Raw genomic sequence first — 21,499 nt, 5'->3', positions numbered from 1 at the left:
AAAAGCCCCAGGATGACCGCAGTTTCCGAGAACAGCGCGAGCGCCACCAGCGGCCTCGGCGAGATCGAGCGCGACGCCGAGCGCGTCAACGTCGACGACAAGGCGATGATCAACGCCCGCGCCGACGTCAACCAGCTGCTCCCGCTCAAGTACACGTGGGCGTGGGAGAAGTACCTCGCGGGCTGCAACAACCACTGGATGCCCACCGAGGTCGCCATGCAGGCCGACATCGCGCTGTGGAAGTCCCAGGACGGGCTGAGCGAGGACGAGCGCCTGATGCTCAAGCGCAACCTCGGCTTCTTCGCCACCGCCGAGTCGCTGGTGGCCAACAACATCGTGCTGGCCGTGTACCGGCAGCTCACCAACCCCGAGTGCCGCCAGTACCTGCTGCGCCAGGCCTTCGAGGAGGCGGTGCACACCCACACCTTCCAGTACATCTGCGAGAGCCTCGGCCTGGACGAGGGCGAGCTGTTCAACATGTACCGGGAGGTCCCGTCGATCACGGCCAAGGACGCCTGGGCGCTCAAGTACACCCAGAACCTGGAGAACCCGGAGTTCCGTACGGGCACCCCGGAGGCCGACCAGGCGTTCCTGCGCGACCTGGTGGCCTTCTACGTGATCTTCGAGGGCATGTGGTTCTACACCGGCTTCGCGCAGATCCTGTCGCTGGGCCGCCGCAACAAGATGGTCGGCATCGCCGAGCAGTACCAGTACATCCTGCGCGACGAGTCGATCCACCTGAACTTCGGCATCGACGTGATCAACCAGATCAAGATCGAGAACCCGCACCTGTGGGGCGAGGAGTTCCAGGACGAGGTCCGGCGGATGCTCACCGAGGCCTGCGAGCTGGAGGTGGCCTACGGCCGCGAGACCATGCCGCGCGGCGTGCTCGGCCTGAACTCGGAGCTGTGCGAGAGGTACATGCACTTCATCACCGACCGCCGCGCCGAGCAGATCGGCCTGGCGCCCATCTTCGGTGAGACGGAGAACCCGTTCCCGTGGATGAGCGAGATGATGGACCTGCAGAAGGAGAAGAACTTCTTCGAGACCCGTGTGATCGAGTACCAGACCGGCGGCGGCCTGGACTGGGACTGACGCACCGGACGGGGTCCCCCGCGTCGGCGGAGCGGGGACCCCCTCTTCGGGAGGCTCCCCGGAGCGGGCGCCCCTCCCGCACGGACGGCCCGGGTCGCGGCGCGCGACCCGGGCCGTCGGCCTTGCCCGGCCCTCGCCTCAGTCCTTGGCCGACCAGGTCATCCTGACGTTGAAGGTGGCCTCCGCGCCTCCCTTGACGACCACGGCCCCGGATTCGGCGCTTACGCTCACCCCGAACTCGACCTCCGTCTCCGAGGGGGCGAGGGAGGATTCGGACAGTTCTCGCAGCTGATCGGAAACGGCCTCGGCGACCTTGCGGATCCGGAGCAGGACCGAGTCGAGCCGCCTGTCGCCGGTGGTGTCCTCGGACCTCTTGGAGACGTTGGAGGCTCCCTCCCTCCGGGCGGGAACCGATTCGATACTGACCACGGTGCCGTCATCGGTGACGAAGTCGATCACTTTGTTCACGTTGACCTCAGGGGTTCTCGTAGGGGGTCTTGCCATTCCTGTGGAGGGATTCGGAAAGTAAAATACTGAGAGATGTCCGGAAAAGAGGAGATTCCGCTGCCGTCCGCGCGGAGGAAACGGTGGGACGAACCAGTGATGACCGGGCGAGACGACGCACGTGCCACCTGGAGGGACGGACACGACGGCACCGGATGGCGTAAGTCGTCGAGATCGGGGGAGAGGGGCGAGTGCTGCGAGGCATCCCTGGACGCGTCGGCCGGGGTCCTTCTCCGCGACTCCCTCCATCCGGACGGGAACGTGCTGTGGTTCCGTTCCCGGGAGTGGCTGTCGCTGCTCTCGTCCCTTTCCTGAGTACCGCGCCGTAGGGGCCCGATCCTTTCGGGGGCGCCCCCGTTCTAGTTGCCGACCGGAATGATGTCGGTGTCCAGCCGGGTGAAGTCCGCCATCGTGGTCACGAAGCGGTGATCCGGTCCGAACTGGGCGGCGTACAGGTCGCGCAGGGCCTCCCACTCCTCCTGGACCTCCTCTCCCAGCGCCCGGCGGCTGATCAGCAGGTTGCGTCGGGCGGTGGTCAGGAAGAGGTGGTGTTCCCCCAGGGCCTCCAGGCACAGCTCGACACTCGCCGCGTCCTGGGCCCGGGCCTCCTTGAGCCGTCCCAGCATGAACAGGTCGTTGCCCAGGTTGACCTCGACCGCGGCGAGGGTGATCCGCGCGTCCGGGAAGAGGCCGCGGATCTCCGTCAGGGCGGCGCGGTCGAGGTCGTGGGCCTTCTCGTACTCGCCCGCTGTCCGGAACACGATCGCCGCGTTGGCCCGGGACGCCCACGGGAAGAGGTGGCGGCTGGGGAACCTGTCGTCCATGTGCGCCAGGAGGTCCTCCGCCAGGTCCCGGGCCTCGTCCACCCGGCCGGTGAAGGCCAGGTTCACCATGTGGATGCTGTTGATGTGCAGCGTCGGCCGGGTGTGCGGCCGATAGCGCGCGATGGTGGCTTCGCGTGCCTGGCCGGACAGCTCCAGGGCGATCTCGTGGTTGCCGAGCCTGCGGTTGACCACGGAGAGGAAGACCGGGATGTCCGCGCTGTGGGCGCTGGCGTCCGCCTCGGCGGCCTCGAAGCGCCTCTGGCAGTCCTCCAGGGCCTCCAGGGCCTCCTCCAGGTAGCCGAGGGCCATGAGGCTGAGGCCGATGGACATCTGCGTGCGCAGGGTCGGGATGCCGTTCGCGCCGAACAGGTACTTGCGCTGTTCGAGGGTGCGGCGGTCCAGTTCGAGCGCCTCCCGGAACCGGCCCAGGCGGCGCAGACAGCTCCCGGTGTCGTGTGCGATGACCAGGGTTTTCTCGTCGTCCTCGGTGAAGAGCGCGGTCCTGGTCCGGTGGATCTCCTCGTACATGACCAGGGCCCGCTCGAAGTGGCCCAGGCGGGTGAGGGCGAGGGCGCGGGCCCGGTTGGCGTCCAGGGCCTCCTCGCTCTCCGGGCCCTCCAGCTCCGTCTGCTCCGCGTACATCCGCTCCGCCTCGGCGAGGGCGATCTCGTTGTCGCCCCTGATCCTGAGGATCCCGGTACGGATCAGCTGGACCTGGAACCGCTGCGCGGTGTCGTCGTACCAGGCCTCGATGGCGCGGTCCGCCAGGTCCAGCGCCTCGGCGTCGTTGTCGGTCTCCGTCAGGTACGTGATCACGTTGTGGACCAGCCCGCGGACCTGCGGATCGTGGCTGCGCCAGGCCTCGGAGGCGATCACGTGGCTGAACAGCAGCTGGTACTCGGGCCAGTTCTGCGGGAGCTCGGGGCCGAGCGGGTCGCTCTGCGCCAGGAGGCGGTGGACCAGGTCCCGGTAGCGCACGCGTGTCTCGTCGCCCAGCGTGTTCTGGACCACGGTCTGGAAGGTGACGTGCATCTGGAAGGTGTGGTTGGTCCGGTCGAGCTCGGCGAGGCTGTGCCTGCTCACGTACCGCAGCACCTTCGACAGGGCCATCTCGTTGCCCAGGATCTGCGCCAGCTCGGGGTTGGTGCTCAGGCCCCGGGCCCGGTGGAACAGGGTGCGCGCCAGCGGACGGGGACCGAAGAACGAGCACAGCTGGACGAACTCGCGGACCATCCTCTTGATCGCGCGGTCCCCTCCCGTGCCGCGCCGCAGGTCTTCGAGCTGCATGTTCCAGGCGGCGGCCAGTGGCAGGGGGTAGAGGTCCTCCGGCTCCACGTGTGTGACGAGCTCGTCGAACTTGTCCTCGAGCATGTGGAGGAAGTCCCCGACGTTCATCAGGGAGTCGCGCAGGTAGGCGCCGACCTGCGCCAGAGCGAGGGGGAGGTGTTCCAGCCGCTCGGCTATGCGCAGGGCGTCCGCGTCGTCCTCCAACCCCTGGGGGCAGACCTTGCGGAGCAGGGCGACGCTCTCCTCCGGGGTCAGGCTGGGCACGACCGAGCCCTCGCTGCGTCCGCTCGGAATCCAGCTCTGGTCGCGGGAGGTGATGATGACGTCGCCGGGGCCGTTCGCGGGGAGGCCCGCCTCGTCCAGCCGGTCCAGGTCCGACACGTCGTCGAAGACGAGGAGCCAGGGCCCCACATCGGGATCGGTCTCCAGTACGTCCCGGACGTGCTGGGCGGCCTTCTCCAGGTTGCCGCTCTCCTCGATGAGGCCCAGGTGCCGGGCCAGGCGCATGTAGGACTGCTGGATGTCGGCGGAGCTGTTGGCGGGCACCCACCAGACCAGGTCGTAGTCGTCCCGGTACCGGTGCGCGTACTCGGTGGCGATCTGGGTCTTGCCGATGCCGCCTCCGCCCGACAGCAGGTAGATCCCGCCCGAGGACTCCGCCAACAGGTCGTGGACGCGCCTGAGGATCTCCTCGCGCCCGGTGAAGTTCAGGTTGTGCGGAGGGACGCCGCGGAGCTTGGCCAGGGACCTGCCCCGGACCTGCCTCCTGCGGGGGCGGGGGGCGGTGGGCTCCGAGGCGACGGGCTCGGAGGTCTGCGAGTCGGTCACGGTCGAGCTCGGTTCCTCTCGGGGGACGGTTGGCGTCGGTCGGGATGTGGCGGCACCGAAGGGGGCGCCGGTGCCCTGGGGCACGGAGGAGGGGCCCTGGTCGGGTACTCCGTCCAGGGCGGCGCGCAGGTGGTCGGCGAAGCGCCGGTACTCCCCTGGCATCTCGGACAGTGCCGGGAGCACGGCTCTGGCCAGGTCCTCCTCGCCTTCGAGGGAGGGGACCAGGGGCGCTCCGGTCTCCAGCCGGGAGAGCCACTGGTAGATCCGGGCCGAGTCCTTGAACTCGATGCCGAGCGAGTAGTAGATCGATCGCATCACGCTCAGGTCGCCGAAGCGGCCGAGGAGGTCCCGGCGCACACCGGGCAGGAAGTCCAGGGCGGGGCTGGCGGGGTCGTCCAGGTCGCCCAGCGGGAGGGTCGGGTCCATCAGCGCACCGCCGAACACCTCGGCGATCTCGGTGACGGCGGCGCGCTCGTCGCGGGGCGCGCGCGGGATGTTGCGCTGGATCAGTTCGGCCACCGGGAGGTTCACCGGCGCCTGGGCGAGGCGCACGGCGAGTTCGCGTGCCCCGCGGGAGGCGTGGGAGAGGAAGCGCGACACCGGGGCGGGATCCCAGGGGACGGTGCTGGGCGCGCGGGCGCCGTCGGACGGGAGGACGCACACGTCCGCCTCCCACGCGCCGTTTCGGCCGTTCACCACCGCGTCCCACTCGGTGAGGGCGTCCGGGCCGGACTCCAGGACCGGCAGCACCGACGCGTCCTGGGGGAGGACGGTGTCGTCGGTGTCGTCCTGTGCGCTCACGGGTGACCAGGAGGAGGGGGAGGCGGGACTCGGGCCCGTCATACGCATCGGCTGCGGAGCGAGTGGTCCCCGGGACCAGACGGAGCGGTCGAGGAGGTGGAGGAGGGCGGTCGGCACGCGTGCGGCGAGCGAGGCCGCCCACGAGCGCAGCCTCGGCTGGCGCCAGCCCCGGTCCTGGGCGTCGGTGACGATGACGGCCGCCGCCGCGTCGTGCGGGACGCGGGGGAGCGTGGGGCGGCCGGGATCGAATCGGACGACGGGTGATCCCGCGCGCTCGGCCTCCTCGACCAGTCGCGCGGCGGTGCGTCGGTGCAGGGCCATCAGGGGCGAGGAATCGACAAGGACGACCAGGCGGGACGGCCCGCCTGTCAGGTTGCTGAGAGCATGAAGATACCTGTGAGACAAATCATCCATGATGTCGTGTTTGCCCTTAATGGACCATGGTTTGGTTCTGTGGGCCTGTTCCTACTCTCCTGCGAAGTTTTTTCCTCTCAGGCTGGGAAACCGACCAGACAGATCCTAGCGAAGGCGCTGAGTGGTCGCGGAGGCGACTTGCTGGCACTGGCGGCACTTTCCTGTTCGGAAATGCTCCTGTCAGCGAAGGCGCGGAGTCGGAGGGGAATGGGTGACGGTCCGGAGTCACGATTGTTCGGTGCGTCGAGAAGGCCGCTCCGGCTCGCGACTCTCCCTCCCATGGTCCCTCAGATCGCGAATTGATCAAGAGGAGACCGGCCTGTCGGGGTCTCCTGGGCCCCGGAGAACTTCCTGGAAGAGGGGATCCTCAAATAGGTCATGGATGAGGACTATTTCTCGGCTGTCCGAATTATCCCTTGCCCGGTCGCGCAGATAGCGGGGCAGCCCGGAGATCCTCACGCGCGAGCCGGGCTCCCGGTTGAGGAGTTCGTTGGCGAGGCTGATAACCGCTTTTCTGGGGCCCCTGATAATAGTGGGGATGCCGTGATGCAATGCGGTGTCGTATACATGATGGACGTCTTTGTTGTCGGAGTCCGTCACGCCTATGGTGACGTCCTCGTTGGTGAGGGCGTGCGTCACCTCGCTCACCTCCTGCCGCCAGGTGGTGAGGACGTTGCGGTCCTCCACCAGCGCGCTGATGCGCTGCCTCTCGGAGCGCAGGCGCCAGCGGTCGGGGGGAGTTCCCAGGTAGCCCGGTATCCGCACCCGCTCGCGGACGTGGTAGACGACCTCGTACATGGTGCAGAGCTGGGGCGGGAACTCCAGCAGGTCGCGGTGGGGGGTGGCCTGGCCCAGGTTCAGGTGCAGCAGGTCCTTCGGCAGCAGGAAGCGCAGCCGCAGCGACTCCTCCTTCGGCGTGACCAGCCTCTGCATGGTCGCCTCGCCCATGAGGTCGCCGATCTCGTCGCGGATCTCCGGTTCACTGACCAGCTTCGTGCCCTGCGGCAGCAGGTCGTACCTCTCCTCGTTCATGTGGACGATGCTGTGCGAGAGCTTGTAGCCGCCCGTCACCGGCTCCAGTTCGAAGAGCACCACCGTGTCGGGGGACTCCTCGCCGTGGTCCGGGCGCGCGGTGGGCGCGTCGGGCTCCCTGCTCCTGAGGAGCCGGCGGTCCCGGTCCCGGGTCAGTAGCTCCTCCCAGTCGCGCCCCATCGGAGAGGCCTCCTGCCTGATCCACGACCACATCGTGGGCGGGAGCGGCCGTTGGCGCCTGATCCGCTGGTAGACATGGTGTACCCAGGCCACCCGGGGCGGCGGTTCACCGAAGGGCGGGACCAGGTCCCACAGCGCGGTGAGGACCCGCCAGGCCGTGGACCCCGAACCGTGCCGCCTGAGCTGGCGCTGCTCGTTGGGACGCAACAGCTCGTCCGGCGGGACGTCCTCCAGGGGGATCGAGTCCAGCAGGTCGTGCAGTCTGTCGTAGGTCTGCCTGCCGCACAGCGACTCGTCCGCCAGGCGCTGGACCGAGACGCTGTCACCGCCCTCCCGCGCACCCACGAGCTCCTCCACCGGCAGGATGAACGCGATACCGGAGGGCCGGTCGGGGTCGTTCCACACGTAGTGGTGGTTCTTCTGCATGATGCCCACCAGTTCGCCGGTCTCGGCGCGCACGGCGCAGCCGCTGAACCCGCCGGTGATCTGCACCGGCCGGGACACGGGCGTCTCGACCTGGTGGGTGACGTCGGTGGGCCCGCCCGGCCCCCTGTAGGCCAGTGAGGCCTGGAGGGAGCGCATGCCCTCCGGGTAGCCGGTCGTGGACAGGGCCTGGTCCGGGGACAGGCTCGCGCAGTCCCTCAGCACGGGGAAGGTGGTGTCGGGCTGCCCCGCGCCCGGCAGCCGCAGTACGGCCAGGTCGCGGCTCTCCGGGCCGGCGGACCACAGCTGGGTGTCGACCCTGGCGCTCCACACCCGGTCGTCGAACGACCGGAGGCGCACGGTGGCCTCCGAGCCCGGATGCTCCTCCTTGTCTCCGTCACGGCCGAGCGCGGCGTTGACGACGTGCGCGCATGTGATCAGCAGACCCGGGGACAGGAGTACGGCGCCGCCCACGACGTCGTACTCGTCGAGCACTCGCATCTGCCACGGGGGCTCGTGTGGCTGCAGGCCACGCGGGGTATGGGGGGTGGCCACGTTCGGGGGACCTCTTTCCGATCCGCTCTGTCCAGAACTAGTTCCCTCTCGGACAGCAGGCGAACCAGGAGGAGCCCGGCCGCACCGCCGGCCGACGGAGTCCGTGGCGGTGCCGGGGCACGCGTCCCAGCAGACGTTCCAAGGCCCGATCATGGGTTCTCATGTATGTCCGATCCGACAAACACCGGCGGCGGGCCATGGCCTGGCGGACAATCGTGCCTGGTCAATGACTCGGCGAGGTATCAAAGCGGTGTTGTTCCACGCAAGGGCATTGTGACTTGCCGAACAAGGAGCAATGATCTCCCACAATGTTCGTAACCAGCGCGTAAGGAATAAACCGCGCGCAAGGGAAAGGAGGGGACTGTCTTGGGCGACTCCGTGGTCTGGTCCATCGCGACCTTCGGCGTATACCTCGCCATCATGGTGGCCATCGGCCTCTGGGCCTACAAGCGCACCGTCTCGCAGTCGGACTTCGTGCTCGGGGGGCGACAGCTCAACAGTTGGGTGGCGGGCCGGAGCGCCAACGCCAGCGACTTCAGCGGATGGCTGCTGCTCGGCCTGCCCGGCGCCATCTACGTCTCCGGCCTGGGAGAGGCCTGGATCGCCGTGGGCCTGGCCTGTGGCTTCGCCGGGAGCTGGGTGCTCCTCGCGCCCCGCCTTCGCGTGTACACCGAGCGCGTCACCGACGCGCGCTCCGGCGGGGACTCCGACTCCCTGACGCTCTCCTCCTTCCTGGAGAACCGCTTCAACGACCCCACCCGGCTGCTGCGCGGGGTCTCGGCGCTGCTGATCCTCGTCTTCTACTTCTTCTACGTGGCCTCGGGCCTGGTGGCCATGGCCGCCCTGTTCGACCAGGTCCTCGGCCTGGACCCGGCGCCCGCCATCGCCATCGGCGTGGGCATCGTCGTGCTCTACACCGTGCTCGGCGGCTTCCTCGCCGTGTCCTACACCGACGTGCTCCAGGCCGTGATGATGTGGATCGCCCTGCTGATCGTCCCGGTCATGGCGGTCACCGCGCTCGGCGGCCTCGGCGGCCTGACCGAGGGCGTCTCCGACAAGAGCACCGGCCTGCTGTCGGCCGTCGGCGGCACGGCCCTCGACGCCGAGACCGGCCAGTGGGTGAGCACCGAGACCCTCGGCTGGGTCGTCATCGTCTCCGGACTGGCCTGGGGCCTCGGCTACTTCGGCCAGCCGCACATCCTCTCCCGCTACATGGGCATCCGCTCGGTCCAGGACATCCCCAAGGCCGGGATCGTCAGTGTCTCCTGGGCGGTCACCGCCATGTTCCTGGCCGTGCTGGTCGGTTTCATCGGCATCGCCTACTTCGACGCCCCGCTGGAGAACTCCGAGCAGGTCTTCCCGCTCCTGATCGAGGCCCTGACCCACCCGCTGGTCGCCGGTCTGCTGCTCGCCGCCATCCTCGCGGCCGTCATGAGCACCGCCGACTCCCAGCTGCTGGTCGCCGCGTCGGCGCTCACCGAGGACGGCTACAGGGCCTTCGTGAGCCGCGACGCCCACCCGAGGACGCTGCTGTGGATCAGCCGGGTCACCGTGGTGCTCGTCGCCCTGGCCGCCGCCGCCATCGCCCTGTGGGGCAACCAGTCGGTGATGGACCTGGTCGGCTACGCCTGGGCCGGGTTCGGCGCGGGCTTCGGACCGGTGCTGGTGCTCTCGGTGTTCTGGAAGCGCATGACCTGGTCCGGCGCGCTCGCGGGCATGGTCACGGGAGGTGGCACCGCGATCATGTGGGACGTCCTCGACACCAGCTACTTCGGTACCGGCCTGTACGCCATGGTCCCGGCGGTCATCCTCAGCGTCGCCGCCATCTTCGTCTTCAACGGACTGGCCAAGGTCAGCCCGCAGATGGAGAGCGACTTCGAGCGGGTCGAGGCCGAGGTGCGCGGGGCCAGGTCCGGCCCCGCCACGGGCGAGACCGCGAAGGTCTGACCCCTCCGCCGGACCGAGGAGGTCGAACGCGCGCCGACCGGCGGCCTCCCCTCCTCGGGTCCCGCGTCCCCCGGGGCCCGTACCGCGCACAGGCGGTGCGGGCCCCGGGCCGCTCTGGCGTACCCGCCCCCCGGAACGGTAGAACGGTGACATGTCGTCACTGACGGAACACCCCGCCGTGTGGGCGCGGACCGACGTCCCCGAAGGGCTCGGTCTCGGCACGCTCATCCCCGAACCCGACGGCTACCGGCTGGAGGCCGGGGAGACCGTCGTCGTGGGCGAGGACCGCTTCCTCACCCGGTTCACCGTCCGTACCGACCTGGCGTGGACGACCCGCGGGGTGCGCGCCGAGGTCCTGTCCGCCCAGGGGTTGGAGTCGGTCGTCCTCAGCGCCCGGTGCGGCCACTGGACCGACGCCTACGGGACCCCCCTCCCCGAACTGGTGGGCTGCCTGGACGTGGACGTCGCCGCCACCCCGCTCACCAACACCCTTCCGATCCGCCGCCTCGGACTGCGCCCGGGCGAGTACCGCGACATCGTGGTGGCCTGGATCGACATCCCCTCGCTACGGGTGCGCCGGGTCAGGCAGCGCTACACCCGCCACCCGGCCGAGGACGGACTGGAGCGCTACACCTACCGCGACCCCCTGCACGGCGAGTACCGGTTGTCGGTGGACGGCGACGGCGTGGTCGTCGACTACGAGCGCTTCGCCCGCCGCCTGCGCACGGACACGTGAGCCCTCCCGCCACCCGCCTTCCCCCTCCTCCCCCCGACTCGTCCCGCGCCGCCGGGCAGGCGATAATCAGCGGGCACACGTACCACACCCACGGGGGACCGCAGTGACCGACACCGAGCTGAGCCAGGCCCGTCGCGACATCATCCGCGACCTCGCAGTGCCCGAGCACTTCGACGCGGACGCCGAGACCGAACGGCGCGTGGCCTTCCTCGCCGAGCGGCTGACCACCACCGGTTCCAGGGCGCTGGTCCTGGGCATCAGCGGAGGCGTGGACTCGCTCACCGCGGGCCGCCTGTGCCGCCTGGCCGTGGACCGAGCCCGGGAGGGGGGCCACGAGTGCGAGTACGTCGCCATGCGCCTGCCCTACGGCGAGCAGAAGGACGAGGAGGACGCGGCCCGCTCCGTGGCGTTCACGGCACCGGAACGCTGCCTCACCGTGGACGTCAGGCCCGCCACCGACGCCGTGGCCGCCTCCCTCGCCGACGCCGGGATGGCCTACACCAGCGAATACTCCAGGGACTTCGTCCTCGGCAACGTCAAGGCCAGACAGCGGATGATCGCCCAGTACGCGGTCTCGGGAGGCCTGCGCGGGCTGGTGGTCGGCACCGACCACGCGGCGGAGGCGGTCACCGGGTTCTTCACCAAGTACGGTGACGGCGGTGCGGACCTCGTGCCGCTGACCGGTCTGACCAAGCGCCGGGTGCGCGCGGTCGCCGCCGCGCTCGGAGCCCCCGACGACCTGGTGAACAAGGTGCCCACCGCCGACCTGGAGACGCTCACCCCGCAGAAGCCGGACGAGGAGGCGCTCGGCCTGACCTACGAGCAGATCGACGACTTCCTGGAGGGCCTGCCCGTGTCCGAGCACGTGGAGACCACCCTGGTCGGCCGGTACCGCGCCACCGCCCACAAGCGCGCGCTTCCCATCGCCCCCTGAAATCCTCTCCGGCCCCTCCCCGGGCGGACGAGGTCCCGCGGACCCGCGGTTCCGTGGGACCCGCATCACCGCGCGGACGCGTTCGGGACGCACGTTCTTCCGGGTACCGTATGTGAAACCTTCGCGGGCTCCCCGGGGCGCCGCCCCGCACGAGACCCTCCTTCCTGATCGGCGCCGACCGGGAGGGGCCTACGCCGCCGCGCCCCTGTGCGCGGTGGTGCGTGCACCACCTTCTCCGGGTGGGAGAACCGCCGTGCGAAGAGGGGCGTCAGATCCATGGCGACGACCCCCCGACCAGCCCTAGGGTCGTTCCCGACGCGTCATCATCCGTTGAACCGGCGCGGCCACGCCACCGGGCGCGTTCGAGAACGCGTCGCCACCCCCTGATCCCGACACGGGACCTCCTCGCGCACCGCGCCCGGGACACACGTGTACGGGGAGACCAAGGAGCGACCGATGACCGTGACCGTTGAGAACGAACACGGAGGCGTGTCGTCCGCGTATCCCTCCGGTACCGCCGTAACGACACCCCCCAGGAGCGGCCGGACGCCGCGCCCCGGCGCGGGCAGGGACAGGTTCCTCGACGTCATCCGGCTGTTCGTCATGGCCCTGGTGGTCCTACAGCACTGGTGGCTGCCGGTCCTGGTCCACGAACAGGACACCCTCAACGCGGGGAGCGTCCTGGCCGTCGAGGGAGGCTTCGTCCTGACGTGGGCCGTCCAGGTCATGCCGCTGATCTTCTTCGTCGGTGGTGCGGCCAACCTCATCAGCTGGCGCTCGGCCTCCGGCCGGGGCGTGTCCGCGTCGACCTGGTACGCCAGGCGGCTGCGCAGGCTCGCCTGGCCGGTGGTGCCGCTGGCGGCCGTGTGGATCGTCTCCTCCCACCTGCTGGTCCTGGCCGGAGCCCCGGTCCAACCGGTGCTCGTGGGCGCTGAGGCCGCGGGCATGGTGCTGTGGTTCCTGGCCGTGTACGTGCTGGTGGTCGTGGCGACCCCGGTGCTGGTGGGCGCCCAGGAGCGGTTCGGCTGGTGGGTCCCCGTCGCGCTCCTGGCCGCCGCGGCGGCCGTGGACCTGGTCCGGTTCGGAACCGGCGCGGACTGGGTCGGCTACCTGAACGTGGCGTTCGTGTGGCTGGGCGTGCACCAGCTGGGGTTCCGCTACGCGACGGGGGCGATCCGCCTCCGCTACGCCGTGGGGATGGCGGTGGTCGGTGCGGGCACCGCCCTGGCCCTGGCGCTGGTCGGTCCGTACTCGCTGAACATGACGGGCGTGTTCGCCTCGGAGACCTCGAACGTGTCCCCGCCGACCCTGGTACTCGCCGCCATGGGTGTGTTGCAGGTCGGTGTCGCGGTGCTGCTGCGCGAGCGGATCAGCGCGTGGTCGGAGCGCCCCGGGCCGGCGCGGCTGCTGGACCGGATCTGCCCGCAGCTGATGACGGTCTACCTGTGGCACATGCTGCCGCTCAGCCTCGTGGCGGGCGTGCTGGTGTTCGGGATGGGAATCGACACCCCGGAGCCGATGACGGGCCTGTGGCTGCTGTGGGGCGCGCTGGGCGTCGCGGTGGTGCTGCCCCTGATCGCGCCGCTGGCGCACTGGGCGGTGCGGTTCGAGAACCCGCCGAAGGCGCTGGGCGGCTCCCCCGGCATGGTCCGTGCCCTGGCCGCGGCGGCGCTGGTCGGCGGCGGGATGCTGACGCTGACGGTGTCCGGCCTGGGACTGGGCCTGGCTCCGCTGCTCGGCCTGCTCGCCGTGCTGGCGGGCGTGACGCTGACCCGGGATCCCCGCAACGGCTGACCGGTCCGCGCCCCGGTCCCCACGTTCGCCGCACGCCCCAGGCCCCGCCCGCTTCCGTGAGCCGCGGGGGTGCTGGGGGCGGTATCGGGTAGACCGGGCACCATGGACCCGAAACGCATCGCCTTCGAAGAGCGGGGGAGCGGCCGTCCTCTGGTCCTCCTCCACGGTCTCGGGGACCGGCGCCAGAGCTGGAACGCCGTGATGGCCCGGCTCGCGGCGGACTACCGCGTCCTCTGCGTGGACCTGCCCGGATTCGGCGCCACCCCGGCGCCCGCCCCCGACGAGCCCTACGACGTCCACACCCTGACCGACGACATCCACGCGTTCTGCGAGCTGCACGGCCTGGGCCGGCCGCACATGGCGGGCAACTCGCTCGGCGGGTCGATCGCCCTGGAACTGGGTGTGCGGGGCCTGGCCGCGTCGGTGACGGTGTTCTCCCCCGCCGGGTTCTCCGAGGACCTCGCCAGGCTGGGGATACACGTGGTCGGCGGCCTCTCCCGGTTCGCCACCCGTATACCGATGCCGGTCAAGGAACGCCTCGCCGGCACCGCGCCGGCCAGGGCCGCCGCGCGGATCGCGCTGCGCGGCGACCCCAAGTCGCCCACGGCCAAGGCCACCCGGTTCAGCGTCCGGGGGCTGCGGAAGGGCTCGCCCTTCATCCGGATGGTGTCGCGGATCGCCGAGTACGACTTCAGCGCCCGGCCGATCGAGTGCCCGGTCACCATCGCCTGGGGCGACCGCGACCGGACGCTGCTGCCGTCCAGCGCCGTACACGCCCACCGCAGGGTGCCCAACGCGCGCATGGTCTCGCTGATCGGTAGCGGACACATCCCCATGGCCGACGATCCGGTCACGGTCGCCGAGCACGTCCGGTGGACCTGCCGCGCCGCCGACCTGGGCAGCACCGGGATCGCCGCGCGGAACGCCGCGGGGAGGGACCGGCGCCCGGAATCCAGGACCTGATCCCGGCCCGGGCCCCCACGGGCGCCGTGATCCTGTCCTTGCCGGCACGTTCGGCGCCGGGCCTCGCTACGAGTACAAGGTCACCGGGGGTGGGGTCCCTGTCCCCGGCGTCACACCGGAAGCGGTTTCGGGCAGTCCCTCAACAGCTGAAGCCGGCGTCGGAGCCGATCACCCGTCCGGTGGCCCACCCGGCCCCGTCGGCGGTCGGCCACGCCCACAGCTCGGCCGGAACGCCCGGCGGCCCCGCCCCTCCCACCTGCGCGCGGGCCCGTCCCGCCCGTGCCAGGGGCACTGCGTTCCGGTGGCGGCGGGGTGTCCTGCCGATCCGGGTCCCCGGGCTACCGCCGTGTCGAGGCCGCGGGATAGCGTGGACCCGCGAACCGACGCCTTGAGGAGGCAGTGGATTGACAGCATCGACACACCCGGCCCCGGGGAGCCCCGAGTGGCTGCGCGAGGAGGAGCGGCGCCTGTGCGGTTTCGCCGCCGGGTCCGCGGTCTCCGACGGCTTCGGGTGGCTCGACGCGGACGGACGGGTGGAGGACCGGCCCGTCGCCGCCTGGATCACCGCGCGGATGACGCACGTGTTCTCCCTCGCGCACCTGCGCGGCGCGGCTGACGCCGGACGACTGGCCGACCACGGTGTCGCGGCCCTGGCGAAGGGGCCCCTGCACGACGCCGACGCGGGCGGATGGTTCGACCAGGTACCCGCGGTATCCGGTCCGGACGCTTCGCGGGAGCGCTCCCATGAGCTCCCGCGCAAGTCCGCCTACGAGCACGCGTTCGTGGTCCTGGCCGCCTCCACCGCCACCGCCGCCGGACGGCCCGGAGCCCGTGACCTGCTCGACGAGGCGCTGCGCGTCATGGACGCCCGTTTCTGGGAGGAGTCCGCCGGGGCCCTCCGGGAGAGCTGGGACAGCCGCTGGACCGCCACCGAGGAGTACCGGGGCGCCAACAGCAACATGCACGCCGTGGAGGCCTTCCTCGCCGCCGCCGACGCCACCGGCGACCACCTGTGGACCCGACGCGCGCTCTCCGTCGCCGAACGGCTGATCCACGGCGTGGCCGCCGCACACGACTGGCGCCTGCCCGAGCACTTCACCCCCGGGTGGAAGCCGGTCCCGGACTACAACCGGGACCAGCCCGACCACCCCTTCCGGCCCTTCGGCAGCACCACCGGCCACCTGCTCGAATGGGCACGGCTCCTGGTCCACCTGGAGATCGCGCTCACCCGGGCCGGAGGGCCCGTCCCCTCCTGGCTGCGCACCGACGCCGAGTCGCTGTTCGCCAACGCCGTCCGCCGGGGCTGGGCCGTCGACGGCGCCGACGGGTTCGTCTACACCCTCGACTGGGAGGACCGCCCGGTCGTGCGCGAGCGCATGCACTGGGTGGTGGCCGAGGCCACCATGGCCGCCTGGGCGCTGGGCGAGCACACGGGGGAGTCCTCCTACACCGACCTGTACGACCGCTGGTGGGCCTACGCCGACCGCCACCACGTGGACCGCGAACGCGGTAGCTGGCACCACGAACTGGACTCCGGCAACCGGCCCGCCGGGGGCGTGTGGTCGGGCAAGCCGGACGTCTACCACGCCTACCAGGCGACGCTCCTGCCCCAGGTCGGCCTGTCGACCTCCCTCGCGGCCGCGCTGCCGCCCGCGTCGGAACACACCTCCGGAGGGGACGCGTGACCACCCAGAACACACAGGACATCCAGGACCCCGCGGGGGAACGGGCCGGAGGGCGGGACCCTCGGCTCGTCGTGATCGGCGAGAACGTCATGGACCTGCTGCCGACCGGGCACGGCGCCGACGTGCTGCGGGCGGCGCCCGGCGGCGGCCCCGCCAACACGGCGGTCGCGGCGGCCCGGCTGGGTACCCCCACCCGCCTGCTCGCGCGCATCGGCGCGGACGGCTTCGGCGCGCTGATCCGCGAGCGCCTGCTCGGCGAGGGCCTGGACCCCGCGGGGCTGCTCGCCGCGGAGGAGCCGACGGCGCTCGCCCTGGCCACGCTCGGCCCGGACGGGTCGGCCCGCTACGACTTCCGCATGGACGACGCCGCCGACTGGCGCTGGCGCCCCGGGGAGCTGCCCGGGGAGCTGGAGCCGGGCGTGCGCGCGGTGCACGCCGCGTCGATCGCGCTGTTCCGGGAGCCCGGCGCCACCATGATCGAGGCGCTGCTGCGCCGGGAGCACGGGCGCGGGCGGGTGACGCTCACGCTGGACCCCAACATCCGCCAGGGCGTCATCGGCGATCCCGCTGACGCCCGGGCGCTGGCCCTGCGGCACGCCGCGCAGGCGCACCTGGTGAAGGCGAGCGACGAGGACCTGGCGTTCCTCTACCCGGACCTGTCCCCGGTACGGGCGGCCCGTGCCGTCGCCGCGCTGGGGCCGACGCTGGTGGTGGTGACCATGGGCGGTGACGGCGCCCTCGCGCTCTCCCACGGCAAGGAGGTGTCGGTGGCCGCGCCCAGGGCCGAGGTGGCCGACACCGTGGGCGCCGGGGACTCCTTCATGGGCGCCCTGCTGAACTGGCTGGACCGCCACGGTCTGCTGGGGGAGGACCCCCGGGCGCGGCTGGCCGGGCTGGACGAGGCCGCCCTGGAGGACCTGCTGGGGTTCGCGGTCTCCGTCGCCGCGGTCACGGTGACCCGGGAGGGCGCGGACCCGCCCACCATGGAAGAGCTGGCGGGCCGCGGCGGGGAGCCGGAGGAGCTCGTGGAGCGGTAGACCCGTGCGGTCCCACCTCAGGCCAGGCCCTCGCGGGTCTCGGTGACGAGGTGGTCCACCACGTCGGTCAGGCTGCCCCGGCGGGCGTGCGCGGCGCGCTGCCGCGCCGAGCCCGTCCCGGACGCGCGTACGCGGTCCAGCAGCGAGGCGGTCAGGTCCGCGTCGCCGTTGGAGAGCAGTCCGGGGAGCGCGGCGTGCAGCAGCCGGTCGGCGGCCAGCGCCCCCGTCAGCGCCTCGCCGGTCAGCGGGTCGGGCACCACGCCCTCCAGCCCGTCCCGGGCGGCCCGCCACACGGCGGCGCGTATCGCGTGGTCGGGGATGTCCGGCGCGGGGACCCCCTGGCGGACGTCGGCGAGCGCGCGGGCCGCCAGGCCGCGGGTGAGGCAGGCGAGCAGCAGCGCCTCCTCCGCGGTGGCGGCCACGTCACCCACCCTGATCTCCAACGTGGGCAGGTGGTCGGAGGGGCGGATGTCCCAGTAGACCATGTGCTGGTCCAGGATCGCCCCGGTGTCGGCGAGCGCCCGCACGATCCGGTCGTGCTCGGCCGGGGAGCGCAGCAGAGGGGGCGGTCCGGCGGAGGGCAGGCGGTTCCAGGTGATCGCCCGCCAACTGGAGTACCCGGTGTCGCGGCCGGCGTGGAACGGCGAGTTCGCCGACACCGCCAGCAGGAACGGCAGCCACCGGCGCAGGTGGTCGCTCACCGCCACGGCGGTTCCCCGGTCCGGGATGCCCACGTGCACGTGGCAGCCGCACACGATGAGCGCCTCCCGCAGGGCGCCCACGTGCGCGGCGATCTCGGTGTAGCGGCGGTCCTCGCTCACCAGCGCGGAGGCGGGATCGCCCAGGACCGGGGTGCCGGAGGCGACGACGGAGAGCCCGGCCGCACCGGCGGAGCGGTCGAACTCCTCGCGGGCCGTGCGCAGGAAGCGCAGGGCCTCGTCGGCCCCGTCGCACACCGGGGTGTTGACCTCCACCTGCGCGCGGCTGAACTCCCCGGTCGGACGGCCGCTCGCCAGCCGGGTGTCGGCGAGCACCTCGGACCCTCGGGACAGGAGGCCGCGGGTGCCGGGGTCGACGACGAAGAACTCCTCCTCGACACCGAACGTGGGCGGTGCCGTACGGTTCTCTGCACGGGTGTCGACGGGCATCGGCCGCCGCTCCTCTCGTGCTGTTGTGGAGCGGTTCTCCATGGGCATGGGTCCCTCCTGCGGTCGGGGCCCCCACCGAGGTGTCATCGGACGGACATCCCCGGAAGGGCAGCCGCGACAGTGTCCTGGAGAAGGCAAAAAAGCTATCTATGTACTCTTTTGTCCTGTTTGTCGGTGTCGCGGGTGTGTCGTTGCGCGCACGTTGCATCTTGGTAACCGACCCCTGGGTCCGGGGAAGCCCGGCAACGGGTTCGCGACTGCTCCCAGGAGTGACCCCCATCACTCTCTCGGGTGGCGGAAACGCAGGTGGACGCCGGGATCCCGCGCCCGCGCACACGTTCCGCCTACCCCCGGAGTACCCCCTTCGGGACGCGTCCGAACAGATCCGTGCGACTCCGTGTGGGTATCCGTGAAACGACCAGTGTGCCTGTCCGCACCTGCCGCTACGGGGTATCGCTGTGCGAATGTGAGCACGTGACTGGCAGGAACACGGAACCCCCCAGAGTCCGCCTCCGAGGTCGTGACACGGAGCAGCGGATCCTCACCGATGCCCTGGACGGGGCGAGGTCCCGCCAAGGCATGTCCCTGCTCGTCTCCGGTGGTCCCGGGCGGGGCAAGACCGCCCTCCTGGATGACGCCCGTGTGTCCGCAGGCGGTTTCACCGTGCTCCACGCGGGTGGGATCGCCGACGAGGCGGCCCTGCCCTTCGCCGGACTCCAGCGCCTCCTGCGCCCCCTCGCCGACGTGGCCGAACGGCTCCCCGACCCCTGGCGCGACCCGCTGCGCGACGCCCTCACCCGGGGCACGGTCGCCGACGCCGACCGCCTCTCCCTCTACACCGGGCTGCTCGAACTGTTCTCCCGCACCGCCGCCGACCTCGACCGGCCCCTGCTGCTGTGCGTGGACGACGCCGACCGGCTCGACACCCCCTCCCTGGACGCGCTCTCCTTCGCCGCACGCCGCCTCGGCGGGATCCCCGTCGTCGTCGTGTTCACCGCGTGCGAGGGCCACGGCAAGCCCTTCGGGCCCCGGCTGCCCGACACCGCCGCCGAACCCACGCCCGACGCACTCATCCCCGGCATCGCCGAACACCTCCTCCCGCCCCTGGAGGAGCGGGCGGTGCACGACATCCTCACCGACAGGGCGCCGGTCACCCTTCCCGCCGCCGTGCGCTCGGTCCTGGTCCGCGCCGCCCACGGCAACCCCGCCGCCGTCCTCGGCTTCCTGCGGGGCCTGTCCCGCGCCCAACTCCTCGGCGAGGAGCCCCTTCCCGACCCGCCGCGCCTGCCCGGCCGCCTGCGCGCCGAACTCCTGACCCCCTACCGCGAGCTGCCTGAGCAGGGCCGCCACCTCCTCCTGCTCACCTCGCTCAGCGAGGTTCCCCGACTCCACGTGCTGCTGGAGGCCTTCGGAGACCCCGAAGCGACCGTCACCGCCCTCGAACCCGCCGAGGAACGCGGTCTGGTGCGTGTGGAGGGCGACACCGTCGTCTTCACGGACCCCCTGACGCGCGAGGCCATCGCCCAGGACGCCCCCGCCGGGCGGTTGCGCGCGGCCCACCGCGCCCTGGCCGGGGTGTGCGACCCCGAGCTCTCGCCCGTGGAGTTCGCCCGCCACACCGCCGCGGGCACCAGTACCCCCGACGCCGCGCTCGCCGACGCGGTGGCCGGAGCCTCCCACCGCGCCAAGCGACTCGCGGGCCGCCTCGCGGCCTCCCACGCCTTCGAACGCGCCGCCGACCTCTCGCCCGAGTCCGACGAGCGCGCGTGCCGCCTGACCACCGCCTCCTACGAGGCCTACATGGCCGGGAACTCCGAACGCGCCACCCGCCTGCTGGCCAGGGCGCGGCCCCTCGCCGTGTCCGACCGGCGCCGTGTGACGGCCGACTACATCGACGCCCAGCTCGCCATGCGCGGCGGGAACGCCCTGGACGTCGCCGAGCGCCTGCTGGCCGTCGGCCGGGACATCATTCCGCACGACCGCTCCCTGGCCCTGCGCGCCCTGGTGCGCTCGGCCGACTCCGCCTCCCTGGCCGGGGACGCTGCCCTCCACGGCCGCGCCGCCGAGCTCGCGCTCCCCCTGGTCCGCCCGGACGACCCGGAGCCCATGCGCATGGTCGCCGCCTTCCTGGAGGGGTGCGCCGTCTCCTTCCGGGGCGACTACCCCGGCTCCACCCCGCTGCTGCGCGAGGCCACCGGGCTGGCCGAGGTCGCCAAGCCCTCCGAGCTGATCTGGTCGGGCATCAGCGGCCTGCGCCTGGGCGACGCGCCGTTCGTCCGGTCGGTGACCTCCCGCGCGGTCGAGGTCGGCCGCCTCCGGGGCGAGCAGGCCACCATGCCGGCCGCCCTGGGCTTCCTGGTCTTCTCCGAGTTCTGGAGCGGGCGCTTCCCCTCGGCGGCCGGGACCGCGCTCACCGGCCTGCGGGTCTCCCGGGAGAGCGGACAGACCGTCTGGGCCACCCAGCACCTGGCGTCGCTGGCGATGATCGCCGCCATCCAGGGCGACGTGGACACCTGCCGTATCCGGGCCCGCGCGGTCGCCGCCCAGGCGAGCGAGAACAGCATCGGCCTGGCCGCCGCGCTGGCCGCGTGGGCACTGGCCGTCCTGGAACTGTCCCGGGGCAACGCCGCCGAGGCGTTCTTCCGGCTGCGCGCCCTGGTGCACGCCACCCCCGGTCACGGCCACCCCACGATGCGACTGCTCACCGCGCCGCACTTCGTGGAGGCGGCGGCCCGCATGGGCGAGACCGAGTGGGCGCGCACGTCCCTGGCCGGGTACCAGCGCTGGGCCGAGGCGGTGGGAAGCCCCAGCGCCCTGGCCCTGGCCGCCCGCGGTTCCGGCCTGCTGGCCACGGGCGATGAGGCCGCCGACCACTTCGAAAGCGCCCTGGCCCTGCACCGGGCCTGTGGTGACGACGACGTCGAGCACGCGCGCACCCAGCTGCTGTTCGGCTCCCACCTGCGCCGGATCCGCCTGCCCGGGCGGGCCCGGGAACACCTGTACAACGCGCTGGAGACCTTCGAGCGCTTCGGAGCACGGCTGTGGGTGCGACAGACCCGCGCCGAGCTGCGCGCGATCGGGACCGCCGAACGCGGCCCCGATCCCTCCTCCACGAGTGAGCTGACCGCGCAACAGCAGCAGATCGCCCGGCTGGTCGCCGAAGGGGCGACCAACCGGGAGGTTGCGGCACACATGTTCATCAGCCCGCGCACGGTCGAACACCATCTGCGCGGCATCTTCCGCAAGCTCAACATCAGGTCCCGCGTGGACCTGGCCCGCATGTTCAACTGACCCCGGTGGGGACGAGGGGGC

Annotated in this window: 14 protein-coding genes; 10 read left to right on the top strand and 4 right to left on the bottom strand. The window is 71.7% G+C overall.

The window, feature by feature from the left end:
• Positions 1–12: 12 nt before the first annotated feature.
• Positions 13–1,095, top strand: coding sequence for a ribonucleotide-diphosphate reductase subunit beta (locus FYX01_RS14810; protein WP_150241677.1), 1,083 nt, complete (start codon positions 13–15; stop codon positions 1,093–1,095).
• 138 nt (positions 1,096–1,233) lie between these two features.
• On the opposite strand, the gene FYX01_RS14805 is transcribed toward FYX01_RS14810, so the two are convergent.
• Positions 1,234–1,554 carry a CU044_2847 family protein gene (locus FYX01_RS14805; protein WP_150241917.1) on the bottom strand — a complete coding sequence of 107 codons (321 nt, stop codon included), beginning with the start codon at positions 1,552–1,554 and terminating at the stop codon, positions 1,234–1,236.
• 81 nt (positions 1,555–1,635) lie between these two features.
• Between FYX01_RS14805 and FYX01_RS14800 the strand changes: the two genes are divergently transcribed.
• Positions 1,636–1,914 carry a DUF397 domain-containing protein gene (locus FYX01_RS14800; protein ID WP_317846069.1) on the top strand — a complete coding sequence of 93 codons (279 nt, stop codon included), beginning with the start codon at positions 1,636–1,638 and terminating at the stop codon, positions 1,912–1,914.
• Positions 1,915–1,958: 44 nt separating this feature from the next.
• Here the strand turns inward: FYX01_RS14800 and fxsT are convergent, their stop codons facing one another.
• Entirely contained in the window at positions 1,959–5,753 is a 3,795-nt protein-coding gene (gene fxsT, locus FYX01_RS14795; protein ID WP_150241672.1) for an FxSxx-COOH system tetratricopeptide repeat protein, read from the bottom strand.
• Between the two features lie 303 nt (positions 5,754–6,056).
• Positions 6,057–7,943 carry a S1 family peptidase gene (locus FYX01_RS14790; RefSeq protein WP_223830467.1) on the bottom strand — a complete coding sequence of 629 codons (1,887 nt, stop codon included), beginning with the start codon at positions 7,941–7,943 and terminating at the stop codon, positions 6,057–6,059.
• A gap of 378 nt (positions 7,944–8,321) precedes the next feature.
• On the opposite strand from FYX01_RS14790, the gene putP reads away from it, so the two are divergent.
• The 7 genes from putP (at position 8,322) to FYX01_RS14755 (ending at position 17,039) form a co-directional block, all read left to right on the top strand.
• Positions 8,322–9,890: a sodium/proline symporter PutP gene (gene putP, locus FYX01_RS14785; RefSeq protein ID WP_150241913.1), complete on the top strand. Its 1,569-nt coding sequence runs from the start codon at positions 8,322–8,324 to the stop codon at positions 9,888–9,890.
• Positions 9,891–10,041: 151 nt separating this feature from the next.
• Complete coding sequence (locus FYX01_RS14780; protein ID WP_150241670.1) at positions 10,042–10,626, top strand: putative glycolipid-binding domain-containing protein; 585 nt, start codon at positions 10,042–10,044, stop codon at positions 10,624–10,626.
• 103 nt (positions 10,627–10,729) lie between these two features.
• The gene (nadE, locus tag FYX01_RS14775) at positions 10,730–11,560 is read left to right on the top strand and encodes an ammonia-dependent NAD(+) synthetase (protein ID WP_150241668.1); all 831 of its coding nucleotides are present in this window, start codon (positions 10,730–10,732) and stop codon (positions 11,558–11,560) included.
• 456 nt (positions 11,561–12,016) lie between these two features.
• Complete coding sequence (locus FYX01_RS14770) at positions 12,017–13,354, top strand: acyltransferase family protein (protein ID WP_150241665.1); 1,338 nt, start codon at positions 12,017–12,019, stop codon at positions 13,352–13,354.
• Between the two features lie 102 nt (positions 13,355–13,456).
• Complete coding sequence (locus tag FYX01_RS14765; protein ID WP_150241663.1) at positions 13,457–14,317, top strand: alpha/beta fold hydrolase; 861 nt, start codon at positions 13,457–13,459, stop codon at positions 14,315–14,317.
• Positions 14,318–14,721: 404 nt separating this feature from the next.
• Positions 14,722–16,002 (top strand): AGE family epimerase/isomerase, encoded by a 1,281-nt coding sequence (locus FYX01_RS14760; RefSeq protein WP_150241661.1) that lies wholly within the window; start codon positions 14,722–14,724, stop codon positions 16,000–16,002.
• Complete coding sequence (locus tag FYX01_RS14755) at positions 15,999–17,039, top strand: carbohydrate kinase family protein (protein ID WP_150241659.1); 1,041 nt, start codon at positions 15,999–16,001, stop codon at positions 17,037–17,039. Before FYX01_RS14760 ends, FYX01_RS14755 begins: the two co-directional genes overlap by 4 nt.
• Before the next feature lie 17 nt (positions 17,040–17,056).
• Here the strand turns inward: FYX01_RS14755 and FYX01_RS14750 are convergent, their stop codons facing one another.
• On the bottom strand, positions 17,057–18,229 hold the full coding sequence (locus FYX01_RS14750; RefSeq protein WP_150241911.1) for a carboxylate-amine ligase: 1,173 nt from the start codon (positions 18,227–18,229) through the stop codon (positions 17,057–17,059).
• A gap of 381 nt (positions 18,230–18,610) precedes the next feature.
• Between FYX01_RS14750 and FYX01_RS14745 the strand changes: the two genes are divergently transcribed.
• Entirely contained in the window at positions 18,611–21,478 is a 2,868-nt protein-coding gene (locus FYX01_RS14745; protein WP_150241657.1) for a helix-turn-helix transcriptional regulator, read from the top strand.
• Positions 21,479–21,499: the final 21 nt, after the last annotated feature.

This window comes from Nocardiopsis quinghaiensis (assembly GCF_008638365.1).
Lineage (GTDB): Bacteria > Actinomycetota > Actinomycetes > Streptosporangiales > Streptosporangiaceae > Nocardiopsis > Nocardiopsis quinghaiensis.
Note: the sequence above shows the minus strand (reverse complement) of the source record. Positions and strands in the feature narration are given on the sequence as shown.

Coding starts and splice junctions, on each gene's coding strand:
- FYX01_RS14780 (WP_150241670.1), top strand. CDS start 10,042: ATGTCGTCACTGACGGAACACCCCGCCGTGTGGGCGCGGACCGACGTC.
- FYX01_RS14800 (WP_317846069.1), top strand. CDS start 1,636: ATGTCCGGAAAAGAGGAGATTCCGCTGCCGTCCGCGCGGAGGAAACGG.
- FYX01_RS14770 (WP_150241665.1), top strand. CDS start 12,017: ATGACCGTGACCGTTGAGAACGAACACGGAGGCGTGTCGTCCGCGTAT.
- FYX01_RS14765 (WP_150241663.1), top strand. CDS start 13,457: ATGGACCCGAAACGCATCGCCTTCGAAGAGCGGGGGAGCGGCCGTCCT.
- fxsT (WP_150241672.1), bottom strand. CDS start 5,753: ATGGATGATTTGTCTCACAGGTATCTTCATGCTCTCAGCAACCTGACA.
- FYX01_RS14810 (WP_150241677.1), top strand. CDS start 13: ATGACCGCAGTTTCCGAGAACAGCGCGAGCGCCACCAGCGGCCTCGGC.
- FYX01_RS14750 (WP_150241911.1), bottom strand. CDS start 18,229: ATGGAGAACCGCTCCACAACAGCACGAGAGGAGCGGCGGCCGATGCCC.